The sequence below is a fragment of the Gemmatimonadaceae bacterium genome, from assembly GCA_020852815.1.
GTDB lineage: Bacteria > Gemmatimonadota > Gemmatimonadetes > Gemmatimonadales > Gemmatimonadaceae > SCN-70-22.
Genome location: JADZAN010000005.1, coordinates 50,014 through 67,370 on the forward strand (window position 1 = coordinate 50,014; position 17,357 = coordinate 67,370).

13 protein-coding genes are annotated in these 17,357 nt (G+C 69.3%); 8 read left to right on the top strand and 5 right to left on the bottom strand.

Annotated features, from left to right (window positions below; all coding sequences use genetic code 11):
* Window positions 1-30: 30 nt before the first annotated feature.
* Both menC and IT359_04050 read left to right on the top strand, forming a co-directional pair.
* Window positions 31-1,152 (top strand): o-succinylbenzoate synthase, encoded by a 1,122-nt coding sequence (gene menC / locus IT359_04045; GenBank protein ID MCC6928146.1) that lies wholly within the window; start codon window positions 31-33, stop codon window positions 1,150-1,152.
* Complete coding sequence (locus IT359_04050) at window positions 1,145-2,386, top strand: amidohydrolase (GenBank protein ID MCC6928147.1); 1,242 nt, start codon at window positions 1,145-1,147, stop codon at window positions 2,384-2,386. The genes menC and IT359_04050 overlap by 8 nt, the downstream gene beginning before the upstream one ends.
* A 79-nt stretch (window positions 2,387-2,465) precedes the next feature.
* Here IT359_04050 and IT359_04055 read toward each other — a convergent pair whose 3' ends face one another.
* The 3 genes from IT359_04055 to IT359_04065 all read right to left on the bottom strand — a co-directional run bounded on the left by IT359_04055 (window position 2,466) and on the right by IT359_04065 (window position 7,456).
* Window positions 2,466-5,267 carry a protein kinase gene (locus IT359_04055; protein ID MCC6928148.1) on the bottom strand — a complete coding sequence of 934 codons (2,802 nt, stop codon included), beginning with the start codon at window positions 5,265-5,267 and terminating at the stop codon, window positions 2,466-2,468.
* 167 nt (window positions 5,268-5,434) lie between these two features.
* Window positions 5,435-5,683 carry a hypothetical protein gene (locus IT359_04060; protein MCC6928149.1) on the bottom strand — a complete coding sequence of 83 codons (249 nt, stop codon included), beginning with the start codon at window positions 5,681-5,683 and terminating at the stop codon, window positions 5,435-5,437.
* A 24-nt stretch (window positions 5,684-5,707) separates the two neighbouring features.
* Window positions 5,708-7,456, bottom strand: coding sequence for a D-aminoacylase (locus tag IT359_04065; protein MCC6928150.1), 1,749 nt, complete (start codon window positions 7,454-7,456; stop codon window positions 5,708-5,710).
* A 130-nt stretch (window positions 7,457-7,586) separates the two neighbouring features.
* Between IT359_04065 and IT359_04070 the strand changes: the two genes are divergently transcribed.
* Window positions 7,587-8,753, top strand: a complete 1,167-nt coding sequence (locus IT359_04070) for a carboxypeptidase regulatory-like domain-containing protein (protein ID MCC6928151.1) — start codon at window positions 7,587-7,589, stop codon at window positions 8,751-8,753.
* On the opposite strand, the gene IT359_04075 is transcribed toward IT359_04070, so the two are convergent.
* Window positions 8,750-9,712, bottom strand: coding sequence for an enoyl-[acyl-carrier-protein] reductase (locus IT359_04075; GenBank protein MCC6928152.1), 963 nt, complete (start codon window positions 9,710-9,712; stop codon window positions 8,750-8,752). The two genes, IT359_04070 and IT359_04075, sit on opposite strands and share 4 nt — an antisense overlap.
* Before the next feature lie 137 nt (window positions 9,713-9,849).
* On the opposite strand from IT359_04075, the gene IT359_04080 reads away from it, so the two are divergent.
* From IT359_04080 to IT359_04090, 3 genes are all read left to right on the top strand, one after another.
* The gene (locus IT359_04080; GenBank protein MCC6928153.1) at window positions 9,850-11,169 is read left to right on the top strand and encodes a threonine/serine exporter family protein; all 1,320 of its coding nucleotides are present in this window, start codon (window positions 9,850-9,852) and stop codon (window positions 11,167-11,169) included.
* Window positions 11,166-12,455: a phosphatidylserine/phosphatidylglycerophosphate/cardiolipin synthase family protein gene (locus IT359_04085; GenBank protein ID MCC6928154.1), complete on the top strand. Its 1,290-nt coding sequence runs from the start codon at window positions 11,166-11,168 to the stop codon at window positions 12,453-12,455. Before IT359_04080 ends, IT359_04085 begins: the two co-directional genes overlap by 4 nt.
* A 233-nt stretch (window positions 12,456-12,688) precedes the next feature.
* A complete protein-coding gene (locus IT359_04090) occupies window positions 12,689-14,743 on the top strand; it encodes a S9 family peptidase (protein MCC6928155.1) in 2,055 nt (684 codons plus the stop codon).
* Between the two features lie 126 nt (window positions 14,744-14,869).
* Here the strand turns inward: IT359_04090 and IT359_04095 are convergent, their stop codons facing one another.
* A complete protein-coding gene (locus IT359_04095) occupies window positions 14,870-15,517 on the bottom strand; it encodes an outer membrane beta-barrel protein (protein ID MCC6928156.1) in 648 nt (215 codons plus the stop codon).
* Between the two features lie 369 nt (window positions 15,518-15,886).
* Between IT359_04095 and IT359_04100 the strand changes: the two genes are divergently transcribed.
* Together IT359_04100 and IT359_04105 are read left to right on the top strand one after the other, a co-directional pair.
* Window positions 15,887-16,468 (top strand): sigma-70 family RNA polymerase sigma factor, encoded by a 582-nt coding sequence (locus IT359_04100; GenBank protein ID MCC6928157.1) that lies wholly within the window; start codon window positions 15,887-15,889, stop codon window positions 16,466-16,468.
* The coding region (locus tag IT359_04105) for a serine/threonine protein kinase (GenBank protein ID MCC6928158.1) at window positions 16,465-17,357 on the top strand (893 nt) is incomplete at its 3' end. The genes IT359_04100 and IT359_04105, both read left to right, overlap by 4 nt.

Below are 17,357 nucleotides of genomic sequence, written 5' to 3' on the forward strand. Positions count from 1 at the left end.
AGCTTTCCCCCGTTTCCCGTTAGTCAACGCATGTTGCAGCTGACCAGCATCACCCTTCGCGAAATCGGGCTCCCGCTGCGCGAGCCGTTCCAGATCTCCTCCGGCACGATGACCGCGCGCCGCATCTGCCTCCTTGAGCTGCGCGACGCGAGCGGCGCCACGGCGTGGAGCGAGATGGTGGCCGACGACACGCCGAACTACACGTCCGAGACGATCGACACGGCGTGGCTGGCGATCACCAAGTGGGTGGCGCCGCGCGTCCTTGGCAAGCGGTTCGACGCGCCGGGGGAAGTGCACGCGGTGCTGGAGCAGGACTTTCGCGGGCACAACATGGCCAAGGCGGGGGTGGAGATGGGGATGTGGGGGGTCGAGGCCGAGCGGCTGCAGATCCCGCTGGCCCGCCTCATCGGCGGGACGCGCGAGCGCATCCCGGTGGGGATTTCGTTAGGCATCCAGGCGTCGCCGGACAAGCTGGTGGAGAAGGCGCGCGCGGCCCTGGCCGAGGGGTATCGCAAGATCAAGATCAAGATCAAGCCGGGGAAGGACGTGGAGTACGTGCGCGCGGTGCGCGCGGCGTTTCCCGACGCCCCGATCATGGCCGACGCCAACAACGCCTACACGCTCGAAACCGCCGATGCGCTGGTGGCGATGGACGACCTGAACCTGATGATGTTCGAGCAGCCGCTCGACTGGGAGGACATCGTCCGGCACGCCGAGCTGCAGCGCCGCCTCAAGACGCCGGTCTGCCTGGATGAGTCAATCACCTCGCTCGCCCGGGCGCAGGACATGGTGACGCTCGACGCGGGGCGCATCATCAACATCAAGCCGGGGCGCGTGGGGGGCTTTGGCCCGTCGCTGGCCATCCACGACTTCTGCGAATCGCGCGGGATCCCGGTGTGGTGCGGCGGGATGCTGGAGAGCGGGATCGGGCGCGCGTACAACGTGGCGCTCGCTTCGCTCCCCAACTTCCAGAAGCCGGGCGACGTGAGCCCGAGCGCGCGCTACTGGGCGCGCGACGTGGTGACGCCGGAGTGGACCATGTCGCCGGATGGCTACGTGACCGTCCCGCTCGATCGCGCGGGGATCGGGGTCACGGTCGACCTGGACCGGATCGACGACCTCACGGTGCGACTGGAGCGCGTGGGTGAGTAGTTCGCCGGTGGTGATCAGCACGCCGACGACGGGGGTCCCGATCCACCTCGACGCCCCGGCGCGGGCGCGGGATCGCTTCACGCACGACGAACTGGCGCGCCTGGTGGCGCTGCGCCGGGAGCTGCATCGCCACCCGGAGCTGTCGTGGAAGGAGTACGCGACCTCGGACCGACTCGCTGCGGTCGCCGAGTCGTTAGGCGGGACGGTGACGCGCGTGGCGAACACCGGGATCGTGGCGCGCTTCAAGGGGCGCGATCCGCTCGCGCCGGTGGTGGCGGTGCGGGGCGACATCGACGCCCTCCCCATCCACGAGGAGACTGGACTCGACTACGCGTCTGCCGTCCCGGGCGTCATGCACGCCTGCGGGCATGACGTGCACGCCACGTGGGCCATCGGGGCGGCGATGGACCTCGTGCGCCACCCGGCGCGCGGCGACGTCCTCGTCGTGTTGCAGCCGGCGGAGGAAATCGGCGCCGGCGCGCCCGCCATCCTCGCCAGTGGTGCGCTGGACGGCGTGGCGGCGATCTTCGGCGGGCATGTCGACCGGCGCTTCGACGTGGGGCAGGTCATCGCCGAGCCCGGCCCGCTGGCCGCCTCGGCCGACAGCTTCCAGATCACCCTCGTGGGGCGCGGCGCGCACGGCGCGCGCCCGCACGAGGCGGCCGACGCCGTCGTCGCTGCCGCCGCGGTCATCACGGCGCTGCAGACCATCGTTGCCCGTCGCCTGGACCCCGCCGCCCCCGCCGTGTGCACCGTGGGGAGCGTACACGCCGGGGTCGCGCCTAACGTGATTCCCGAGACGGCCACGCTCACCGGGACGCTGCGGGCAATGGACCCGGACACGCGGCGACGCCTGGGCGAGGAGGTGACGCGACTGGCCACGCAGGTGGGAGAGGCGTACGGCGTGCGCGCCGAGGTGTCGCTCGAACTGGGCACGCCGCCGATCGTGAACCCGGTGCGCGAGGCGGCATGGGCGCGGCAGGCGGCCACCACGGTGTTGGGCGAGCACGCGGTCGTCCCCTTCGGGATCACGAACATGGGGGGCGAGGACTTCGCCTTCTACATGGAGAAGATCCCGGGGTGCTTCTTGCGCATCGGCGCGCGCGAACCGGGCGGGGCGTCGATCGCCGCACATTCGCCGCGCTTCTACGCCGCCGACGGCTCGATCCTGGTGGGGGCGGCGGTGCTGGCGGAGTGTGCGCGCCTGGCGAGCGAGGCGCTGGCGAACGCCTGACACCACGCCGCATCGCCACCGAACGTCACGCCCCAACTCCACGCAGCCGCGCGATCGCCAAACGCGATCGTGCAGCGCGCTACCTGAGCCACCCTCCCAGGTCGCGGGCAATCGACTGCAGCATGGCCGGTGTGAGCGACATCGTCACGCGACGCTTCTGGTCCGCATCGACGACTTGCACCTGGTACGCCGCCGAGGGATCGGCGAAGTCGGAGGGATGGAAGACGTAGATCCCGGCGTTGGGGACGCTCTTGCGGTCGCGCTTGTACGCGTCCGGGTTGCCGACGGCGTGGATGGTCTGGCTCTCGAGCGGGATGAGCGGCGTCCCGTTGCGGGTGATGCTCATGGAGTAGAAGTCGCCCTTCCTGGCATCGAGCGGCTTGTCGGGGCGCTGCGGATAGGCGGCCTTGTCGGGAGAGACTTCGAGGATGACCACGGCACGCCGCTCCTCGCGGTAGTCGCGCCACGCCTTCCACTCCAGCAGCGGATCGGGAGGGCCGGCGGGGGTCCTGGCGCCGATGTCGAACGGGTTGTCCGACGGCGCCGGCGCCGACTTCGCCATGCGCCAGGCCAGCAGCTGCGGCGTCATGGCCAGCACGTCGAAGCCGCCCTGCGTGACGCGGTACTGCTGGAGGTCGACGCTTCCCGCCTCGGCGGCGGCGATTGCATCTGACGGAACGGGGCGCGCCGGCCACGAACGGGTGAGCGTGGTGTCGGGGACGATCGCCGCCGCCGCGCCGCGCGCCGTGTGCAGGAGCGAACGCAGGGCGCCGGCGCCGACAATCGCGGTGCTCCCCCGGCGGCGGGTGACGATGCCCGCCACCCCACCGGTCCTGGGGTTGAGGACAGGGGCACCTAACGCCGCGTTGCCCACCGCCCCCGCCGCGGCGAGCGTGGTGCCGCTCACCCTGGCAACGACCACCGGCTGCTGCGTCACGGTGCTGCGCCCCACGACACGCAGCGCAAGGAGCGAGTCGCCCACCGCGGCCGCCGTGGCCGTCGTGTCGCGCCGCCCCACGTCGAGCGTCCGGCAGCGCCGGCAGCGGCGTGGGGAGACGACAAGTGCCGCGACGCCGTTGGCGCTGTCGATGGAGGCAACGCTGGCCTTCACCGAGTGTTCGCCGTCGATGAAGACGTCCACGCGCTGGTCGGGGGGGACGAGCGACGCGGCGGTGAGGAAGATGCCTGCCGAGTCGACCAGGAAGGCGCTCCCACGCCCTGCCGATGACGTCACGAAGAGGACGCCGCTGCGCGCGCGCTGCACGTACTCGCTGTCGGCGCCCGCGGCCGCCGGCAGCGTCGCGGACGGTGCGCTGTCGCTCGCACTGGGCGCTACCTCGCTGACAATCGAGTCCGTGGCGGCACTGACCGCCGGGGGCTGCTCCCCCTTTCCTCCCAGCATCTTCGTGGCGGCGAAGCCGAGGACCGCGATGCCTAACGCGGCTGCGGCCAGCATCCCCAACTTCCCGCCCCGGGCAGCGGCCGGCCGCTCGCTCGGTGGCGAGAGGTGCCTCGCGTCGGCACCGTCGCCCACCGCCGGGAGCGGGGTGGTGGCGCCGGCGTGGCGCACCTTCACGGTCGGCGTGGCCTTTGTCACGTCCGGCGCCGGCTCGATGGCGCGGGATGCCGCCGTCTCGACCGTCGGCGCGCGACGTTCTCCCGTGTCGCCGTCGCCCGCCACGCCGGGCGTTGCGGCTGGCGACACGGTCGTGGGCGGGAGCGTGGGGCGCGGAATCGCCTGCGACTCGCTGGGCGGGGTCACCACGCTCACCGAGCGCTCCCCCGACGTGGGCGTGGGATTGAGCGAACCGCGCACCGCCGACATCGAGCGCACCGGCGTGGAGCTGTCGATCGCCATCCCGCCACGGCTCGGCGTCGCCATGCGCTGCGAAAGGAGGAGGAGGTACGCCTGGTCCTCCTCGGTCAACGGCATCTCGCTCACCGCACCATCGAGTTCTGCCACGAACTCCATCGCGTCTGCATAACGAGCCGACGGTTCGACGTCGAGCGCACGGTCAAAGGCCGCCTGCAGCCCGGCCGGCCACTCGACCTCGGGGAGCACCTCGCCGAGGGCGCGCGGCTTGCCCAGCATGCGCGCCATGAGCGCGTCGCCCCCCCCGCTCGCCTTGAAGGCGCTCGAGCCCGTGAGGACGCGGAAGGCAATGAGCGCGAGGGCGTACAGGTCCGAACGCTCGTCCAGGACATCGCCCGTCAGCTGCTCGGGGCTCATGTAGTCCGGCGTGCCGACGATCATCCCCGTCGACGTGAACTGCTGCGTCCCGCGGCTCATCATCCGCGCGATCCCGAAATCGACCAGCTTGACCAGGTCGGTCCCGGCGCGCGTGCGCGCGACCATGACGTTGTCCGGCTTCAGGTCGCGATGGAGAATCCCCATCCCGTGCGCGGCGACCAGCGCCTCCGACGTCTGCCGAATGATCTCCACCGCGCGCACCGTGTGCAGCCGCCCCTCGCGGTCCAGGATCGACGAGAGCGGTTCGCCGGGCACGAACTCCATCGCCAGGTAGATCATCCCGTCCGACGTCTCGCCGAAGTCGTAGATCTGGGCGACGTTGGGATGTGAGATCTGCGAGGCATTCTCCGCTTCACGGTGGAAGCGCGATACCGCCACCGGATCGCCCAGCATCCACGAGCGCATGAGCTTGACCGCCACCTTGCGCTTGATGCGCACGTGCTCCGCCAGGTACACCTCGCCCATCCCCCCTTCGCCCAGGCGCTCCTTCACCAGGTAGCGATCGGCCAGCACCGTCCCGATCAGCGCGTTGGCACCACTGCCGGACGCGACCAAGGCCGCGCCGTCGATCGTGCAGAACCGATCGTCGTCGCCGTACTCCTTACCACATTGCGGGCAGAGCTTGGCCACCTTTCTTGAGAAGACGAGAGGACGGGAGGACGAGAGGACGAGAGGGGGGAGGCGGGGCGATCAGGGTGGGAACAGCAAAGTAAGGGCCGGAGGGCAGCTATTGAGCGTTCCGGATCAACTGCGCCCAGAATCTGATCCCGTGCGCGAAGTCCGCCAGCGGCGCCCGCTCATTGGTTCCATGCCCTCCCGAGATGAGCGCCGAAGGCCAGGAGGACGGTGCGTGTGGGCGCGAAGCCCTGGGCGAGGAGGAGGTCGACCCCTTCCAGGATGCCGATGACCGATGCCTTGTCGTCGAATGCCGCGTCGGGGGGCACGACGGGCGCCGGATGCGGGACGAGTCGCGTGGCGCGCCAACTACCGATTTCGCCCAGGGCAACGACGACCAGGGCGAATACGGCGAGCAGTTTCCTGATCACGGTGCGTTGGATCGGAGGGAGCGATTACCGAACGACGGTGCCATCCCATCCCGGGCCGCGCAGTGCGCGACCGGGGCGGGCGTTGGTGTGGCGCCCATCGCGCAGGACGCGGACGCCGTTGACCCACACCTGCTCGACGCCGGTGGAGAGTTGGTGCGGCTGCTGCGGCGTGGCGCGGTCGATGATGGTGGCGGGGTCGAAGATGACGACGTCGGCGAACAGCCCTTCGCGCAGGAGGCCGCGATCGCGCAGCGCCAGGCGCGAGGCCACGGCGCCGCTCATGCGCCGCACGGCATCCTCGAGGGTGAGGAGGTGCTGTTCGCGCACGTAGCGCCCCAGGATGCGCGGATAGGTCCCGTAGGAGCGTGGGTGCACGACGATGGTGGTGCTGTCGGGATCGACGCCGCCGGCGTCGGAGCCGATGGAGACCCAGGGGGACTTGAGCTGCATGCGCACGTTCTCCTCGGACATGGTGAAGTTGATCTTGTCGAGGTCGTGCCCTTCGGCGAGGATCAGCTCGATGACGGCATCGGGCCAGGGGCGGTTCATCGCGGTGGCAATGTCGGCGAGGTACTTCCCTTCGTACTGCTTGTGCTCGGCCCTGGTGAACCCGCCGATCATGTACGCGCCGGGCCCTTCCAGCTGGCAGAGCGGCGCCCCGTTCATGTCTGTCATCTCGCGCACGATGCGCGCGCGTGTGTCAGCATTCCGCAGGTTGTCCATCAGCTTCCCGTTCTCGGCGGCCCAGTCGGGGAAGCACTCGCCCAGGTTGTTGCCGGAAAAGGGATAGGGGTACATGGTGGCGGCAACGTCGAAGCCGGAGGCGCGCGCCGAGTCGATCCTGGCGACCATGGCGGGCGCCTTGCCCCAGTTGCGGCGGTTCGACGCCTTGAGGTGATAGATGTCGACGCGCACGCCGCCCTCGCGCCCGATGCGGAAGGCCTCGTCCATGGCCTGGAAGAGCGAGTCGTCCTCCGAGCGCATGTGGGTGATGTAGCCCCCCTGGAAGGGGGCCATGGCCTTCGCCATCTCGACTAACTCGCCGGTGCTGGCGTACGACCCTGGCGGGTAGATGAGTGCGGTGGAGATGCCGAAGGCGCCGTCGGCCATGGCGCGCCGGACGACCGCGCGCATCGTGTCCGATTGCGAGGCGTTAGGCATCCCGGGCGCCTGCCCCATGACGTACGCGCGTACGGTGGTGGCGCCAAGGTAGGATCCGGCGTTGACCGAGATCCCGTTGCGCTCCATGGCCGTGAGCCAGGCGCCAAAGCCGCGGGAACCGTGAAAGCCGGGCTGCAGTGCCGCGCGCCTGGGGGCGAAGGCGTCGGCGCCGAGGAGCGTGTCGACGTGCGCATTGGCCGGCGCGGGGGTCGTCGCTTCGCCGAGTATCTCGCTCGTGACGCCCTGCGTGACCTTGGAGAGGACGCGTCCATCCTGCCAGAGGAAGGCATCCCACGAGTGGGACTGGATGTCGATGAAACCCGGGGCTACGACGCGATTGCGAGCGTCGATGCGTTCCCGCGCCGTGGCGTTGCGCAAGCCGCCGGCAATGGTGATGGCGGCGATGCGGTCGCCGCGAATGGCGAGGTCGCCGGCGAACCACGGATTGCCGCTCCCGTCAACGATGCGCCCGTTCTCGATGATGACGTCATAGGGAGCGCGGTCGGGGACGAGCCGCGGCGCAGGGCCACGGCTACACGCCGCGAGCATGAACGCCGCGAACACCGGGGCGATCCGGATCGTCCCACGAAGGGCGCGCGAATGGGAGGACATGTCGGGTTTGGGGGCGCGATGGGGGCGGGTAGTGCTTTTCTCGCGCCGGAAGGGTACGATATCTGTCGCCTGCTGGCCATCACCCCCTTGGATGCCACGCGCACCCGCCCCGGCGGGGGAGGTTCAATTCGTGATGTACACACGCCCATCGCGCCCCGGTTCCGGTCAGCGCGCTGTTGTCGTCGCCGTCTTTCTCGCCTGCCTAACGGCGCTCCCCGCCGCGGCGCAGAAGGGCGAAGTCGGGACCGGCGGGATCAAGGGGATCGTGCGAGACTCCAGCGGTGCCGCGGTGGAAGGGGCGCAGGTATCGGTGAAGGGGGTGGACATCCACGGCGAGAGCGGCGCGGGGGGTGAGTTCCTCTTCGCCAAGGCCAATGCCGGAGCGCTGACGATCCAGGTGCGACGCATCGGCTTCCTTCCCGAAACGGCCACCGTGAACGTCCTTGCCGGGACGACCATCAACGCGGAGTTCACGCTCAGGCGCGTCGTGGTGGCGCTCACCCCGGTGGTGATCACGGGGCGTCGCGAGATTACGGGGCGCATGGCCGGCTTCTACCAGCGCCTGTCGCGTGGACACGGGCACTTCTTCACGCGCGAGCAAGTGGACAGGCGCAACCCGGCCAACATGACGGACCTGTTCCGCATGATTCCCGGGGTGAGAGTCGACTCGCGCGGCTTCAACAACCATGTGCGCTTCCGCGGCGCCCGCTGCGCCCCGCTCACCTGGCTCGACGGGTCGCCGCTCTATGCGGGCGAATTCGACCTCGACTCGGTGGATCCGCGCTCGTTCGAGGGGATCGAGATCTACAGCGGCGCGGCGTCGGTTCCCGCCGAGTTCCAGGGGAACCGCTCGCTGTCCAGCGCTTGCGGGACGATCATCCTCTGGTCCAAACAGGGAGAGCTGCGCCCCAAGAAGCGGAAGAAGGGCGACCTCTCACCGGCCGCCGAGATCGCGCAGGCGGTGCAGCAGCTCTCCGTCTTCACCCCCGACCAGGTGGACCAGCAGGCGCGCGTGGACTCCACGCGGCTGCAACGCCCGGTGTATCCGGACTCGCTGTACACCAACATGGTGCCGGGGCGCGTGCTGGCGGAGTTTGTCGTGGACGCGAAGGGCTCGGTGAACCTCGACACCTTCAACGTGGTGACCACGACGCACCCCGGCTTCATCGAGTCGGTGCGCATCTCGCTGCGCGACCAGGCGTTCTACCCGGCGGTGCGCAAGGGGCAGCCGGTGCAGCAGGTGGTGCAGCTCCCCTTCACGTTCATTCCCGACTCGACGGCGTTGCGCAAGCGTTAGGCGACGGTCGAGGCGGCCTTCGCCTCGGCCTCGGCACGCTGTTCCTCCTCCTCGTCCTTCATCCACTGCGGGATGGCCACCGCCATGCCCATGGCATGGAAGCCCTTGTCGACGTAAACCGTGGCGCCGGTGATTCCGCTGGCCAGAGGCGAGGCGAGGAAGGCGGCGGTGTGCCCCACTTCCATCGCCGACAGCTCGTTGGTAAGCGGCGCGTTGAGGCGATAGTAGGAGACCATCTTCTCGACGATCCCGATGGCGCTGGCGGCGCGCGAGGCCAGTGGGCCGGCGGAGATCGTGTTGACGCGGATGCCCCAGCGGCGCCCGGCCTCGAACGAGAGCTGGCGCGTGTCGGCTTCGAGGGCGGCCTTGGCGGTGGACATCCCGCCGCCGTAGCCGCGCACCACGCGCTCGGCGGCGAGGTACGAGAGCGATAGGACCGAGCCGCCGCGGTTCATCAGCGGCGCGAGGTTGCGCGTGAGGGAGACCAGCGAGTAGGCGCTGGTGCCGACGGCGGCGAGGTAGCCGGCGCGCGAGGTATCGACCAGCGCCTTGCGCACCTCCGGGCCATTGGCGAGGGAGTGGACGACGATGTCGAGCCCTCCTTGGCCAAAGTCGGCGGCGATGGCGTTGGCCATCCCCGTGATGGAGAAGTCGCCGACGTCCTTGTACCGCTTGCTGCTGCGGATGTCGTCGGGGGCGTCATCGAGCGTGTCGTACGCGGCATCGAGCGGGTAGATCTGCTTGAACTGCAGCAGTTCGCCGTTGGAGAGTCGACGCGAGTCGTCGATTTTCCCGCGATCGAGGAGGTTGCGGAAGATGTTGAGCGCAGGGGGCCAGGTGGCGACGACGATTTCCGCGCCGGCCTCGGCCATGGCCTTGGCAATCGCGAAGCCGAACCCGTTGTCGTCGGCGACGCCGGCCACGAGGGCGCGCTTGCCGGTGAGGTCGATGGAGAGCATGGAGAGGTATATGTCCCGGTCCAGGGGGGCGTCGCAAGTCGGGTGGGGGCGCTGTCCGTCCCCCTTCACGGGGGCTTCGCGACAACTTAAGGTGCGGAGGCCGCCGGCCGCTGGCGGTGCCCCTCACCCGCGCTCACATGAGCGCCATCCCGAGCGCGTCCATGACCACCGAGCAGGCGACGCCGAACCTTTCGTTGACGGCGCTGTACGAGGCGCCGCCCTCGCTGTCGCCGACGACCGATGAAGATGCGGTGCAGTTTGTGGCGCTGGCGGCGCGCGCGTACGCCGCGGTGGACGAGGTCCCGGCGCGGACCGAGGAGGGGCTCGAGTATCTCGCGCGCCACCTGGGCTTCACCGCCGACTGCACGGCGACGGCGACGGCGATCTTCCTGACGTTGTCGAAAGGGGGGCGTCGATGGACCGAGGTAATCCGCGTGCGCGCCTCGAGCCCCGACTTCACGCGCGCGGTGGCGCTGCATCGTGTGCTGGAGCGCGTGGCCAAGAACGAGATCACCCCGCATGATGCCGCCGAGCGTTTGACGTCGCTCCTGGCCTGGCGCGCGAGGTCGAGCATGTTGCTCGACACGCTCGCGGGGGCGCTGTTGAGCGCATCGTCGGCGCTCCTGTTGCGCGCCGACCTGCCGGAGATGGGGCTGGTGGCGCTGCTGGGGGCGACGGTGGGGGCCGTGCTGCACCTGGTGGCTGGTCGCGAGACGCTGATGCCGTTGGCGACCGTGCTGCTGGCGGCGATGGCGTCGGGGGCGGCGTTCGGCTTTGACCGGTTGCACATGGCCGACATCCGTCCCGTGCCCGTGCTGGTGGCGTCGCTGGTGATCCTGCTGCCGGGGTGGCGGCTGACGGTGTCGATGAGCGAGCTGGCGCAGGGGCACTGGACGGCGGGGTCGGGGCGTTTCCTGGCGGGGGTGGTGACGCTCCTGCTGCTGGTGGTTGGCGTGGTGGTGGGGCAGCAGGCGGTGGCGTCGAGCGAGAAGGCGCGATTGATCCTGCCGGCGGCGGCCAACCTTCCGGCGTGGATTCGCGTCCTGTCGCCACTGGCGGCGGGGTTGTCGATGACGCACTTGTTCAACGCGCGGCGGCGCGATGCGCCGTGGATCATGCTCATCTGCGTGATCACGTCGCTGGTGGCCTTCGGCGGGGGGATCCTCCTCGGCTCCAACGCCGGCGCGTTCGTGGGGGCGTTCACGGCAACGGCGGCGAGTATCCTGCTGGCGCGTCGCCTGCGCCTTCCGTATGCGGTGTTGCAGCAGCCGGCCACCGTGCTCCTGGTGCCGGGAACGATCGGCTTCCTCAGCTTCGGATCGTTGGTGGACCAGAACGTGAACCGTGCAATCCAGACGGGGTTTCTCATGCTCATGGTGGCGCTGACGTTGTCCATCGGGTCGTTGCTGGCGCGTGTGGCGCTGCGGCAGGGGATGGCGCGCGAGTACCAGCGGTGAGCGAGCTGCGGGAGGAGACGCCGCTCCCGCGCGATCGCGAGCCGCTCGCGCGGGAGCTCGAGCCGCTCGCGCGGGAGGTCGAGCCGCCGTTGCGCGAGCTCGAGCGGTCGTCGCGCGACGTCGAGTCGCTCGGGCTGGCCAACGCCCCCGCCTCGCTCCCGCCCACAGCCGAGCGGACGCGCACCTTCGCGCGCGGGCTGTGGCGCATTGCGGCTGCCGACGTCTCGGCGGACAACCGCGTGCAACTGCTTGCCGACGGCGCGACCACGTTCGACGCGATGATCGCGGCGATTGGCGAAGCTTCCACGCGCGTCGACTTCGAGGGGTACATCTTTCGCGACGACGAGGTCGGGGTGCGCTTCAAGGAGGCGCTCATCGAGGCGGCGATGCGAGGTGTGCAGGTACGGTTGCTGGTGGACTGGGTGGGGCGGATGGGGACGCCCCTGCGCTTTTTCGGGGAGATGGCGAAGCACGGCGTGGTGGTGAAGCTCTTCTCGCCGCCGGGTTTTCATCGTTGGGGGGGGATCCTGCCGCGCGATCACCGCAAGCTGGTGGTGGCCGACGGCGCCGTGGCGGTGACTGGGGGGATCGGGATCGGGCGGGAATGGAAGCACGGTGTGCTTCGGCGCAAGCGTTCGCCGTGGCGCGACACCGCGGTGCGCATAGCCGGGCCGGCGGCGGTGGACATGCAGGACTCGTTCGAGCGGATGTGGGCGCGCGCCCATCAGGGGCGCCCCAAGGGAGTCCGCCTCATCCGTCGCCCCAGCGCCTCGCACCTCGACCCGCAGGTGGACCCGCCGTCGCTGGTGGGGATCGTCGAGGGGGAGCCGGGGCGCATGCGCGCGTCGCGCGGGCTGCAGATGCAGGCGTTGAATGCGGAGCGCACCATCTGGATTGCCAGCGCCTACTTTGCGCCGTCGCTGGGGATGGTGGAGGCGCTGGCCGGCGCGGCGCGAGACGGTGTCGACGTGCGCATTCTCGTCCCGTCGCGCTACGACCATCCGTGGCTGCGCACCATCATCTCCCCGTTCTACTCCCGCCTCTTCAAGCACGGCGTGCGCATCTGGGAGTGGCGCGGCGAGATGATGCACGCCAAGACCAACGTGGTCGACGGCCGCTGGGTGCGTGTCGGATCGACCGACTTCAACCTGCTCGGCGTGGCGATCAACTACGAACTGGACGCCGTGATCGAGGATGCGACGCTGGGTGAGCAGGCGGAGGCGATGTTCCTCGAGGACTTGCATCGGGCGCGGGAGATTCGCTGGCGGAGCACACGCACTGTGTGAGAGGACGAGAGGACGAGAAGACGAGAGGACGAGAAGCCTGCCCCAGCGAAGGCTGGGGACGAGGTGCTTGTCCAGGGGCGAGGGCTTGGGGGGGTGGGGCCGTGGTGGGGCGGGACTCGCGCGCGTTGGACAGCGAACTCGTCCAACTGTCGGCGGAGGTTGTGGAGGGGGCAGCCTTCTCGGGGCCTCGTCTTCACCGTATGATCTCGCGTCCCCCCAAACGGATGGTTCCCATGCGGTTCGCTCGTGTGATGTGTGTGCTGCCGGCGGTGTCGCTGGTCGCTGCGGCCGGACTTCTTCCTGCACAGGAGAAGGCGGTCGACACCCTCCTGACCGTCAACCACTACCTGGACTTCGAGACCGTTGGCGCGCCGCAGCTTTCACCTGACGGGGCGCGGATCATCTACACGCGACGGTCGGTGGACAAGCAGAAGGACACGTTCGAGTCGGCGTTATGGATCATGAACGCCGACGGATCGGAGAACCGCTTCCTCGCGCGCGGTGGCGATGCGACCTGGTCGCCCGACGGGACGCGCATTGCCTACATCGGCGAAGGGCAGCCGGGGGGCGCGCAGGTCTTCGTGCGCTGGATGAACGCCGAGGGAGCCACGTCGCAGGTGACGCGCGTGGAGCGCGCGCCGGGCGACCTCGCCTGGTCGCCCGACGGGAAGTGGATCGGTTTCGCGATGTTCACCCCAAAGGCCGAGAGCTGGGCGATCGACATGCCGGCCGCGCCGCCGGGGGCGCAGTGGACACCGTCGCCGCGCTATGTCAACACGGTGCACTATCGCGCCGACCGGCGCGGCTTCCTCGATCAGGGATTCGTGCACCTCTTCGTCGTCCCGGCCGACGGTGGCACGGCGCGGCAGTTGACGAAGGGGGACTGGAACGCCGGCTCGCGCTTCGATGGCCAGCCGGGATCGGTGGGGTGGAGCTGGTCGGCGGACGGCGCATCGATCGTCTTCGACGGGTTGATGAGCAACGAGTCCGACAAGAACTACCGCGACTCCGACATCAACGTGGTCGACGTGGCGACGGGGGCGATGCGGAAGCTGACGACGCAACGTGGCAGTTGGTCCAACCCGGTGGTATCGCCTAACGGGGAGTGGATCGCCTTCAGCGGCTACCCGCACACCGAGGACACGTATCACGCGTCGGAGCTCTACGTCATGCGGCGCGACGGCTCGGGGATGAAGAAGATCTCCGGGACGCTGGACCGCGACATGGGGGAGATCTTCTGGGCGGGGGACAACAGCGGCGTCTACGTGAATGTGCAGGACCGCGGGTCGTCGCAGCTCTTCTTTGCCAGCGTGGCGGGAGCGGTGCGCCAGCTGAGCCAGGGGGCGCAGATGCTCGGCGTCTCATCGATCGCGAAGAATGGCCTGGTGGCCGCGGTGCGGTCGACGCCGACCGAGCCGGCCGACGTCGTCACCTTCGCCCTGGCAACCCCGCAGAAGGTGTCGCGCCTGACGAGTGTGAACGCCGACATCCTTGGCAACAAGCGGCTTGCATCCACCGAGGAAGTGTGGCTGACGTCGACCGGCGGGACGAAGGTGCAGGGGTGGATCGTCAAGCCACCCAACTTCGACGCGTCGAGGAAGTGGCCGATGATCATGGAGATCCATGGCGGCCCGCATGGGATGTACGGCGTCGGCTTCAGCTACATGTACCAGAACTTTGCCGCCAACGGCTACGTGGTGCTCTACACCAACCCGCGCGGTTCCACCGGCTACGGGACCGACTTCGGGCGCGCCATCAGCAAGCGCTATCCCGGTGTAGACTACGAGGACCTGATGGCTGCGGTCGACACTGTCGTGGGGCGCGGCTACATCGACACCTCACGGATGTACGTGGGCGGCTGCAGCGGTGGCGGCGTGCTCTCGGCGTGGATCGTGGGACACACCAATCGCTTCGCCGGCGCGGCGGTTCGATGCCCGGTGATGAACTGGATCTCCTTTGCCGGCAACGCCGACGTCCCCTTCTTCACCAACGGCTGGTTCGACAAGCCGTACTGGGAAGATCCCAGGCCGTGGCTCGACCAGTCGCCGCTGATGTACGTCGGCAACGTCACCACGCCCACGGTGATCATGACCGGTGAACTGGACCTGCGCACGCCGATGTCGCAATCGGAGGAGTTCTACCAGGCGCTCAAGCAGCGTGGCGTGCCGACGGCATTGCTGCGCTTTCAGGGTGAGTATCACGGCACGAGCAGCAAGCCGAGCAACTTCCTGCGTACGCAACTCTACATGATGAGTTGGTACCAGCAGCACCGGCGGAATGCGATGTAGCAGAGGACGAGAAGACGAGAAGACGAGAGGACGAGATCGCCATTCCCCCGGGGGGCGGCACCTCGTCCTCTCGTCCTCTCGTCTTCTCGTCCCCAGCCTTCGCTGGGGCAGGCTTCTCGTCTTCTGCTACTTGATGCCGATCGCCAGCCCGGCGCGCAGGACGAGGTTGCTCCCGTTACCGCTGGAGCCTTCAACCTTGGTCTTGCCGACGCCGGCGATGTCGACTTCAACGTCGCTGAACTTGATGAGGCCGTAGGTCGCGCCGAGGTCGAGGTTCACCTTGGGCGAGAGGCGAATCAGGACGCCGCCGCCGCCATTGACCTGCGCGCCGCTGGCGCTCGCCGAGACCGCGGTCCCGTTCACATCCAGGTCGAGTGACTGTTGCAGGAAGGCCAGTCGCGCCGACAGGTACGGGGCAAACTGCGAGCTGCCGACGTCGAGGACTCGGCGAGGTTCGAAGAAGATCCCGGACAGGGTCACGGTCTCTTCGCCGAGCGTGGCGTCATCGAACTTGTGGGACGATCCCTGCAGCCCGAAGCCGTATGACCAGGCGCTGGGGGTGATGCGGAACTGCGCCTCGAGCCCGACGCCGCTCTTGAGGCCATCGTAGGCCTCGCCGAAGGTACCGACGAAGATACCGGACGCCTGCACCGAGTAGCGCTGGGCCGACTGGGCCGCGGCGGCGGTGGGGAGCGTGGTGAGGGCGGCGAGGGAGAGAGTGGCGAGTGCCGCCAGCATGCGACGCGGACGGGCGTTGATCGAGGGCAAGTGCATGCGATTCATGGCGTTGACCCGGGGCGAAGGGGTGACGTGGGGGTGCGGCGCGCGGCGCGACACAGCGTGAGGAGCGACGAGGACCGCGGTCGTCTGGGTCCCTCACCACCTCACGCGCGGCGGTCCCGGATTTCAGCTCATCTGCAGCCCGGCGACGCTGGCCCAGCCGGGCGCCTCACGCCCTCCGCGACCGTCGATGGGAGGGACGAAAGAGCCGATAAGTGATACGCCTGCGCTTGTCAGGTAGCGGGCTGCTGCAGAGGATTGGTATGGACTGGCCCGCTTCGTGCCATTCAGAGAGAGCGCCTCCCGCCCCGTGCTCGCGCCGTGACCTCCTCCCACCCTCCCCACTCCTCGCGAGAGCCCGTCATGCCACCCACCCCGGCTGGCGCTCCGCCCACGCACGACGTGACGCGCCTGCTGCTGGAACTGCAGCACGGGCAGGACGGCGCGTCGGATCAGCTCGTGCGGCTCGTCTACTCCGAGCTGCACGACCTCGCGGTGCACTACATGCGCAACGAGCGCGCCGACCACACGTTGCAGCCGACGGCTTTGGTCCATGAGGCCTACATGCGCCTCGTGGACCAGCGCAACGCGACCTGGCAGAACCGCTCGCACTTCTTCGGGATTGCCGCGCAAGCCATGCGGCGCATCCTCGTGGACCATGCGCGCCGCAAGCGCGCCACCAAGCGCGAGGGGGGGGAGCGCGTGACGCTCGACGAGTCGGTGGCCGAGGCCCCGCAACGCTCGGTGGACCTCATCGCCCTCGATGATGCCCTGCTCAAGCTCGCCGCGCTCGACCCGCGACAGGCCAAGGTCGTCGAGCTGCGCTACTTCGGTGGGTTGGACATCGAGCAGGTGGCGGAATCGCTGGGGATCTCGCCGGCCACCGTGAAGCGCGACTGGACCTTCGCGCGCGCCTTCCTGCAGCGGGAGATGGACGGGCCGTGAGCGACGGGCGGGGGGCGATGCCGGCACCGTCGAATCCGACGCCCATCACGCCCACGCGCCTGGCGCGCATCCGGGAGCTGTTCGACTCGGCGCTCGAGATGCCGACCGAGGCGCGTTCGGACTACCTCGCGCGTGCCTGTGGTGACGACCGCACGTTGCGCGCGGAGGTGGAGAGCCTGCTCGCCGCGCTCGATCGCGGGAGTGCCACGTGGGATCGCCCGTTAGGCAGCGTCCTCGCCGACGCCGCCGCCATGGGCGACGACGAGGCGGCGGTGGGGCGCCGGATCGGGGCTTACGAGCTGACGCGCCTGATTGGCTACGGCGGGATGGGGGCCGTCTACGAGGGCGTCCGCGCCGATGACCAGTTCCAGAAACGCGTCGCCCTCAAGTTCCTCCGCCGCGGCCTCGAGGGCGACCTCGCCATCCGCCGCTTCCGCTACGAACGCCAGATCCTCGCCCACCTCAACCACAAGAACATCGCCGCCCTCCTCGACGGCGGCGTCACCCCCGACGGCCAGCCCTACATCGTCATGGAGTTCGTCGATGGCCTCCCCATCACGACCTTCGCCACCCAGCGCCGTCTCGACATCCCCCAGCGCCTCCAGCTCCTGCGCCAGGTCTGCGCCGCCGTCCAGCACGCCCACCAGCACCTCGTCGTCCACCGCGACCTCAAGCCCGGCAACATCCTCGTTGCCACCGACGGCACCGTCAAGCTCCTCGACTTCGGCATCGCCCGCCTCCTGCGCGAGGGCGAGGGGGCCGACCAGCTCCCCCCCACCCAGGGCGGCGCCCACGCCTTCACCCCCGACTACGCCTCCCCCGAGCAGGTCCGCGGCCTCCCCGTGGCCACCTCCTCCGACCTCTACTCGTTAGGGGTCATTGCCTGCGA